This is a genomic window from uncultured Microbulbifer sp. (assembly GCF_913055755.1).
Lineage (GTDB): Bacteria > Pseudomonadota > Gammaproteobacteria > Pseudomonadales > Cellvibrionaceae > Microbulbifer.
Map to the genome: position 1 here is coordinate 1 of NZ_CAJXKH010000142.1, position 6276 is coordinate 6276.

The window sequence follows — 6276 nt, forward strand, 5'->3', positions numbered from 1 at the left end:
GGCCAGTTGCCCCCGTAAGACTTCGAGATTGAAGCGACTCTGCTCCAGCTCCTGCAGCGACTGCTGCACCAGCTGGCGCTGCTGCAACACATCTGCCGCAGCGCTCACGCCGCTGCCAAATCGCAGCTCAAGGGCGCGCAGTGTCTTGCGGTTAATCTCCAGCTGTTGTTCCAGCAAGCGAGTCTGCCCCAACTGCTCCTGCAATTGCATCCAGGTACCGGCGACTTCGGCACTCAGGGTCAGGGCGGCGGTCTGCAGGTTTTCCACCTGCGCCAGGCGCCCCGCCTCTGCCGCGCGCGCGCCACTGCGCACCCTGCCCCAGAGATCCACCTCGTAGCCGGCGGCAAGACTGCCGCTCCAGCTGTTGCCCTCGTTTTCCGCACCGGAAAAATCGAAACCACTGCCGGAAGCGCGTCGCTGCTCGGTATTTTCCAGGCTGCCGGTCAGGCGCGGCCAGAACCCACTGCGAGCCTGCGCCGCGGCGGCATCGGCCTGCTGCAGGCGCCAGTAGGTTGACTGTAAATCGAGGTTCTCCTGCAGTGCCTGCTGCACCAGCTGGTTCAGGCGGGAGTCATCGAAACTCTGCCACCAGCGCACGGGAGAATTCTCCGCACCGGACGCGCGAAATTCTGTCGGCAACCCCAGTACCTGCTCCGGGAGGCCCGCGGGTAGCGGCTGGGTGGAACAGGCAGTGAGCCCGACCAGACAAGCCCCGAGCAGGACCGGGCGCACCGCAGCACGGCGGTTGCCAAAAAGGTGACGTGCAGACTGCTCGCTGACACGGGAGGATCCGGAAGAGTTACAGGGAACTGGCAGTGAAAAATCCATAAATCAATGGCGGTATAACAGCTTTATTTTTCATTATCGAAAGATCTAAAAACCCGGCAAGACGTTTTACGTTTGTTTACTCGTTTAGATCAAAATTGCGGCACTCTCGAAACCGGTATGCTCGGGGCCCTCTCGCTATCGCCAAAAAAATGTGATCACAAACGTGCCCATTGCGCTATTGTTCGTTATGATGCCCCACAGAACCAGGCTGTGGCGGCACTATCCGGCGAATTGCGCTACTTCCACGACCAACAGTGGAGCGACGGGGCTAACCTTCTCAGGGTTGCACCGGCCGAGGTAAACCGGGTGTGCCGTCGCCTCCCAACACATACCTGACACTCTGTACGGACCTGAACCATGAGCAAAAACCAGCCTTTGGCACACTGGGACGACATTCTGCTGCTGGATCGTCAATTGACTGACGAAGAGCGCATGATCCGTGATGCTGCACAAGAATACTGCCAGTCAAAACTGATGCCGCGGGTACTCGAGGCCAACCGCCACGAAGTCTTCGACCGCGACATCATGCGCGAAATGGGCGAGCTGGGCCTGCTGGGCTCCACCATCGAGGGCTATGGCTGTGCCGGCCTCAACTATGTGTCTTACGGCCTGGTGGCGCGGGAAGTGGAGCGTGTCGATTCCGGTTACCGCTCCGCCATGAGTGTGCAGTCCAGCCTGGTGATGCACCCCATCTACGCCTACGGCAGCGAAGCGCAGAAGGAAAAATACCTGCCCAAACTGGCCACTGGCGAGTGGGTTGGCTGTTTCGGCCTCACCGAGCCCGATGCCGGTTCCGACCCCGGCGGCATGAAGACCCGCGCTAAAAAGGTCGATGGCGGATACCGCCTGAGCGGCTCCAAGATGTGGATCACCAATAGCCCCATTGCCGATGTGTTTGTGGTCTGGGGCAAAGACGACGAAGGCGATATCCGCGGCTTTGTGCTGGAAAAGGGCATGGAAGGCCTGAGCGCGCCGAAAATCGAGGGCAAGTTCTCCCTGCGCGCCTCCATCACCGGTGAGATCGTGATGGACAATGTGTTCGTGCCGGAAGAAAACCGCTTCCCCGATATCAAGGGCCTGCGCGGTCCCTTCGGTTGCCTCAATCGCGCCCGTTACGGCATTTCCTGGGGGTCGCTGGGTGCAGCGGAATTCTGCTGGCACGCGGCGCGCCAGTATGGCCTGGACCGCAAGCAATTCGACCGCCCGCTGGCCCAGACCCAGCTGTTCCAGAAAAAGCTCGCGGACATGCAGACCGAGATCACCCTCGGCCTGCAGGGCTCCCTGCGCGTCGGCCGTTTGATGGATGAGAACAAGGACTTCGACCCCACCATGATTTCGCTGGTGAAACGCAACAACTGCGGCAAGGCACTGGAGATTGCCCGTATCGCCCGCGATATGCACGGTGGCAACGGCATTGCCGACGAATTCCACGTGATCCGCCACGTGATGAACCTGGAAGCGGTAAATACCTACGAGGGCACCCACGATGTGCACGCGCTGATTCTCGGCCGCGCCCAGACCGGACTGCAAGCCTTCTTCTGATCTCCTGGCGGTCGCCCGCGACCGCATCCGGCCTGGCACATCAGGCCACGGGGCTGTACCCATTCGCGGTGCGGCCCCATAATTCCCCCTCCTCCATCCAACCGAAAGCGCGCCCTACCCCATGGAACAGCTGCTGCACTGGTGTGACATGATCGGCATCGTGGTGTTCGCCTTTACCGGCGTGCTCGCGGCCGGGCACAAACAGATGGACCTGTTCGGCGCGGTGGTTCTGGCCTGTGTCACGGCCACCGGTGGCGGCACCACCCGCGACATGATCCTGAATGTGCCGGTGTTCTGGCTCGCCGACAGCTATTACCTGTGGATTGCGGTGGTAACCGGCGTGGTCAGTTTTTACCTGATCCGCTACCTACAGGTGCCCATGCGCCTGTTGATGATTGCAGATGCCGCCGGACTCGCGGTGTTCGTGGTGATCGGCACCCAGAAGGTGCTCGCCCTCGGCCACAGTCCCGCCATCGCCATTGTCATGGGGGTGATGACCGGCACCTTCGGCGGTGTTATCCGCGATATCCTCTGTGGCGACATCCCCCTGCTGCTGCGGCGGGAAATATATGCCACCGCGGCCTTGAGTGGCGGTGCCGCACTGGTGATACTGGACGACATCCCGGTGCTGCCCGGCGAGGTGGTGGTTGCCATCGCCATTCTGGTGACGCTCGGGATCCGCCTGGCAGCGCTGCGCTGGAATATCTCCGCGCCCATCGCCCGAATCAGGCCGAATTGAGGCCCGGCAAGGCACACGGGTCTTTGCCGCAGCACTTGTACTATTCAGACAAAGGACACCACGTGTACGCTTTTGGTCCGGTATCCAGATTCCTCTCCCTGTGCCTCGCCGTCGCCGCACTCGCGGCCGCTAGCGGCTGCCAGCGCGACGAGCAGCAGGCGGCCGCTGTCTCTCCCAACCGTCTGATTCCCAAACCCTGCTGGTTTGATGTGGAGCGGGACTGGCCCACCACCCAGTGCTACATGATGGAAGTACCGGAAAATCACGCCCAGCCCGGGGGCCGGAAAATCCAGTTCCCGGTGGTGCGCTTTTTTGCCGAGGTCAACGACCCGGACAAGGAGCCCCTGCTCCACCTGGGCGCTGGCGGCCCCGGCGCCAGTATGGGACTGGAACCGGAAAACGCCAGCGACTGGCTGTGGGTGAACTACGCCGATATGACGGTGAAAGACGGCCGCGACCTGATCGTGATCGACCCCCGCGGCACTGGCATGGCCACGCCGAAACTGTCCTGCAGCGAATTCATCGAGGACGCGGACCTGGCATTCACCCGCAACCTCAATCCCGATGAAGAATCCCGGGTTTTTACCTACAGCCTGGAGCGCTGCTACAGCCGCCTCAGTGAGGAAGCGGACCTGGCTTACTACAACAGTGTCGCGGTAGCACAGGATGTGGAAGCCCTGCGCGAGGCCCTGGGTATTCCCCAGCTGAACCTGTACGGCGTGTCCTACGCCAGTCGCTACGCCCTGACTATTGCGCGGGAATTCCCACTATCGGTGCGCACCATGATCCTCAACAGCGCCGTGTTCCCCAATATCGTGTACACCCAGCAACTGACGGAAGATGTGATTGCGGCATATCAGCGCGGCCTAAATTATTGCAGCGAGGACAGTGCCTGCAAAAAGCAGTACCCGAACCTGGACCAGCGCCTGGAGGCCCTGGTGCAAAAGCTCGACGAGACGCCGCTCACGGTGGAAACCGGAAACATTCACCCCGGCGAGCAGTACCCCTTTGTGCTCTCCGGGCAACGGCTGCTGCGGGTGCTGTTCCAGGCCCTGTACAACGAGAATTTTTACCGCCAACTGCCAAAAATTATTGAACAACTGGAAAATGACGACGCCACCCTGCTGAAGCCTTCCATTGTCAGCTTTATGGGCCTGGTTCTGGATCCGAACTTTGGCGATGCCGCCGGTATCAGCCATTTCTGTTATGAAGAAGCGCCCTTCGTGGACTTCGACAAAGCCCGTCGAGACGCCGCCAGTGGTGGTATTCTCGCCGGCTCGGTGCGCTCCGACATTGATCTTCTGCAGATCCAGTGCCGGATCTGGGCCATTCCTTCGGCACCGATACTCGAATCCCGCGCCATCAAAACCGATGTCCCGGCCCTGGTGATGCACGGCGGACTGGACCCGGTGCTGTCCGCTGCCGACGCAAACAAGGCCCGCCGCAAACTGCCGAACCACCAGTGGCTGCTGTTTCCCAGGCTTGCCCACGACATCATCTCCGCCAGCGACTGCGCAGAACAGGCGGCCGCGGACTTCCTCAATCAACCTGAGCAGCCGGTAATCGAGAACGCCACGACTTGCCGCGAGCAGGAGCTGGCCCAGCAACGGGAGCTGGAACAGAAAATCGCGGAGATGGAAGCGGAAAAGAACGCGGGCTCCTCGCAGGAAAAGACCCCCGGTGAAGATGGCGCGCAGCAGGATGCGCCCCGCCACCGGGAGGCACCGCCGAACAGCCGCTTTTCGGAAGCCAATTGACGCACCGAATTGACCGACCTGCAGACGCTGCTAAATTGATCGGTTTGTCGACAGATTCAGCGCCCGGTTTTCGTCGCGCGGACATTCACCAGGCAGCCGCTGGACAAAACCGTTGTGGCGGCTTAATTTGCTCGTATAACGACTATAAAAAGCATTGGCTATGAATTATCAGGGTGTGATTGAAACCTCCGAACTGGCACAGCTCATCGGCGATCCGCAGCTGGTGATCCTCGACTGCCGGTACGATCTCGCGGCAACTGATGCCGGTCAGCAGGAATTCCTGAACGGTCACCTGCCCGGTGCACACTACGCCAGCCTGCACCATGACCTGTCCGGTCCCTGCCAGCGCTATGGCGGTCGCCATCCGTTACCATCCAGAGAGCAATTTACCGAGTTTGCCCGCGGCAAAGGGATATCCGCGGACTCCCAGGTAGTGGTTTACGACAATCAGCGATTTGCTTTCGCGGCGCGGGCCTGGTGGCTGTTCAGGCACTTCGGCCATCAGCGGGTGGCCATCCTGAATGGGGGATTCAGGGCCTGGGAAGATGCGCACCTGCCTCTGGAAACAGGTCCGGCGAAGGCGGTTGCAGCGGGCGATTTCACAGCACGGGTCGGCGATGGCGACCTGCTGCACCACGACGACATTTACCCGTATCTGGCAAACCCGCCGTGGCAGCTCGTCGACGCGCGGGACACAAGGCGCTTTGCCGGCAATGAAGAGCCGATCGACCCCATTGCCGGGCACATCCCCACCGCTGTCAACATGCCCTGGCAGCAGGTCACCGACAGCGACGGCTTCCTGCGCCCCCTGCCGGAGCTGAAGGCGCACTGGCAAAGTATTCCCGCCGACGAGGACATCGTCTGCTATTGCGGCTCAGGAGTCACCGCTTGCGTCAACCTGTTTGCGTTGGCACAGCTGGAGCGCAGCGCCCGCCTCTACCCGGGAAGCTGGAGCGACTGGTGTGCCCAGATACTCCACCCCCGCAAAGCCAGCGAGCAGGCCTGATCAGCGCAGCAGGCAGGCGCCGGTTCCCGCCAGGCCACAGTAGCCATCCGGGTTCTTGGCCAGGTACTGCTGGTGGTCCTCTTCCGCGTAATAGAAGGTCAGCGCCTCGCGCACTTCGGTGGTAATTGCACCGTAGCCCTTCTGCTGCAGCGCTTTCTGGAACTCTGCTTCAGTGGCCCTGGCCGTTTCCAGCTGCTCAGCACTGTAGCAGTAGATACAGGATCGATACTGGGTGCCCAGGTCATTGCCCTGGCGCATTCCCTGTGTGGGGTCGTGCTCCTCCCAGAAACGCCGCAGCAGTTCCTGATAAGACACCTGCGCCGGATCAAAAACCACCAGCACCACTTCCGCGTGACCGGTGCCTCCGGTGCAAACCTCGCGGTCATTGGGGTTGGGCGTCATCC

6 protein-coding genes are annotated in these 6276 nt (G+C 61.2%); 4 read left to right on the forward strand and 2 right to left on the reverse strand.

All coding sequences use genetic code 11. The annotated features are described in order from the left end of the window. The coding region (locus tag QZ511_RS16075) for a TolC family protein (protein WP_295803985.1) at window positions 1-828 on the reverse strand (828 nt) is incomplete at its 3' end. A 357-nt stretch (window positions 829-1185) separates the two neighbouring features. On the opposite strand from QZ511_RS16075, the gene QZ511_RS16080 reads away from it, so the two are divergent. The 4 genes from QZ511_RS16080 (at window position 1186) to QZ511_RS16095 (ending at window position 5872) form a co-directional block, all read left to right on the forward strand. Further along, window positions 1186-2370: an acyl-CoA dehydrogenase gene (locus tag QZ511_RS16080; RefSeq protein ID WP_295803987.1), complete on the forward strand. Its 1185-nt coding sequence runs from the start codon at window positions 1186-1188 to the stop codon at window positions 2368-2370. Window positions 2371-2491: 121 nt separating this feature from the next. Further along, complete coding sequence (locus QZ511_RS16085; protein ID WP_295803989.1) at window positions 2492-3109, forward strand: trimeric intracellular cation channel family protein; 618 nt, start codon at window positions 2492-2494, stop codon at window positions 3107-3109. Between the two features lie 62 nt (window positions 3110-3171). Next, window positions 3172-4866 (forward strand): alpha/beta fold hydrolase, encoded by a 1695-nt coding sequence (locus QZ511_RS16090; protein ID WP_295803991.1) that lies wholly within the window; start codon window positions 3172-3174, stop codon window positions 4864-4866. A 160-nt stretch (window positions 4867-5026) separates the two neighbouring features. Further along, window positions 5027-5872: a sulfurtransferase gene (locus tag QZ511_RS16095; RefSeq protein WP_295803992.1), complete on the forward strand. Its 846-nt coding sequence runs from the start codon at window positions 5027-5029 to the stop codon at window positions 5870-5872. Here QZ511_RS16095 and msrA read toward each other — a convergent pair. Continuing rightward, window positions 5873-6276 (reverse strand): peptide-methionine (S)-S-oxide reductase MsrA (msrA, locus tag QZ511_RS16100; RefSeq protein WP_295803994.1); only part of this gene is annotated, 404 nt, incomplete at its 5' end.